The sequence below is a fragment of the Actinocorallia lasiicapitis genome, assembly GCF_054778695.1.
Window position 1 is genome coordinate 1 of sequence record NZ_BAAGZI010000624.1, and the last position, 2,071, is coordinate 2,071.

General features: G+C 71.8%; 1 protein-coding gene and 2 pseudogenes. 1 reads left to right on the top strand and 2 read right to left on the bottom strand.

Annotated features, from left to right (window positions below):
- Together ACYVE7_RS33040 and ACYVE7_RS33045 are read right to left on the bottom strand one after the other, a co-directional pair.
- Positions 1-703 (bottom strand): annotated as a pseudogene (locus ACYVE7_RS33040) (hypothetical protein); the annotation flags it as partial.
- Between the two features lie 130 nt (positions 704-833).
- On the bottom strand, positions 834-1,454 hold the full coding sequence (locus tag ACYVE7_RS33045; protein ID WP_460370390.1) for an MBL fold metallo-hydrolase: 621 nt from the start codon (positions 1,452-1,454) through the stop codon (positions 834-836).
- A 141-nt stretch (positions 1,455-1,595) separates the two neighbouring features.
- Between ACYVE7_RS33045 and ACYVE7_RS33050 the strand changes: the two are divergent.
- A pseudogene (locus ACYVE7_RS33050) lies at positions 1,596-2,071 on the top strand (hypothetical protein); the annotation flags it as partial.

Below are 2,071 nucleotides of genomic sequence, written 5' to 3' on the forward strand. Positions count from 1 at the left end.
ACCCCCCCATAGCCCCACCCTCCGCCGCCGAGCCACTCCCCGGCACCGGCCCGCTCCCCACCGCCGAGCCGCTGCCCGACGCGGCCCCATCTCCCGACGCCTGCCCATCGCCCACCGCGGCACCGCTCTCCGACGCGGGCAGACTCCCCACCATGGAGCCGTCCCCCAAGGCAGGCCCACGCCCCGAACCCTGTCCGCTGCCCGGCGCGAGATCGTTCCCGGACGTCCGGCTGTCTCCCGAGGGGCTTCCGGCGGCCGTGCCGTCCCAGGTCGGTGAGTCGTGGCGCGGTGATTCGCGTCGTGGGGTGGAGCCGCCCGGCCTGCCTGGACGGGTGAGTCGGCCGGCCTGTTCCGTGCCTGCGGGGAGACCGCCTCTGGCGGTGTCGGCGGCCGACCAGAAAAGGCGGACATGCGCACGCGGCCGATGCGTGGGCGGCCGAACGGCGGGGGCGCTCCGCACCACCACCGGGTATCCGGGACGCGACGCCCCGTCCGACGCCTCGTCGGAGCGCGCGAACCCGTCGCCCAGCCGCCGTTCCGTCCCGCGACGCGGGTCATGGCAGTGGACCGCCTGGTCGAACCAGGTGAAAGCGGCCCCCGCGAGCTGAACGCAGTCGTCGCCGGGCCCCGCCTGTGCCGCCACCGGAACCAGCAGCACGGACGCCGCCACGGCGAGCGGCGCAAAGATCCGTGTGAGTGACACAGGTGGCACCTTTTCCCCCGAGCGATGACCCTGCGGGAGGATATGCAACCAGCCAGTCACGGAACGGGTGCGTAAAAACACCGAACGTCACCATTTTGTGATCGCCCGCATCCCGCCGATGCTCGCCGGGCTAGAAGGAGTGGATGTCGCCTGGTTCCAGCCGGATGTACTCGGGCTTGGTGAGGGTGGACAGGAGCCGGTCGGCGATGGCCTGGCCGGGCGCGCTGAGGACGGCGTCGTGGATGGGGTGGACGGTGGCGGGCGCGACGGCGTCGATGAAGGCCGCCGCCTCGCTGAGCTTCAGCCAGGGCGCGCCGATCGGGGCGAGCAGGGTCCGGACGGGCACGTCGGGCACGGTAAAGGAGTCGCCGGGGTGGTAGAGCCCGTCGACGAGATAGCCGACGTTCTCGATCAGCGGGATGTCCGGGTGGATCTCGGCGTGCTTCTCCCCGTGAACGCCCACGACCATCCCCAGGGTGTGGATGGAGTCGCCGTGCCGCACCGCGGTGAACGGGACGTCCCCCAGTTCGGCGGCGAGCGACGGCGGCCCGTAGATCTTCAGCTCGGGTTTGGCGGCGGCCAGCGCCCGCACCCCCTCGGCGTCGAGATGGTCCATGTGCACGTGTGTGATCAGCAGGACGTCGGCGTCGGTGAGCTTGTCGTCGCCGGAGAACAGCCCGGGGTCGATGACCGCGACGCCTTCCGCGGTCTCCAGCCGGACACACGAATGAGGGAACTTCACCAGCCGCATCGCACTCTCCTTCAGGTCGTCTCCATCTTCCCCGATGTGCCGACCACCACCCCGATCGGGGGTATTCGCCCCCGGAAAGGTGGGTATCAGCATCGTTGGGCAGCTTCCCCGCCCGCGTAACAGCGGCACGAGGAGGCGACGTTGGATCCCCTGCACCTGGCCCATGACTTCTTCCGCGCGCGGCGGCGCGACAGCTGGGTCCCCGCCTACCTGGCGGAACGCGGTTTCCCCGAGCACGTCCAGCGCCGGTTCGGGCTCGGCTACGCCCCGCCCGCCTGGCGGACGGTCGTCGAGCTGCTCCGCGCCGAGGGCCTGTCCGACGACCGGATCGTGGCGACGGGCCTCGTCCGCAGATCCCGCCATGGACGCCTTTACGACCATTTCCGGGACCGGATCATGTTCCCCGTCCACGACTCCTACGGACGGATCGCCGGTTTCCTCGGCCGCACCCGCGACGGCGTCGGCGGCCCCCGCTGGCTGAACGGCCCCGAGACCGACCGCTACCGCAAAGGCGCCCTCCTCTACAAGCTGCCGACCCCGCGCGCGGCCCGGCCGGTGCTGGTCGAGGGCCCCTTGGACGCGCTGGCCGTCCGGCTGACGGGCCTGCCCGCCGTGGC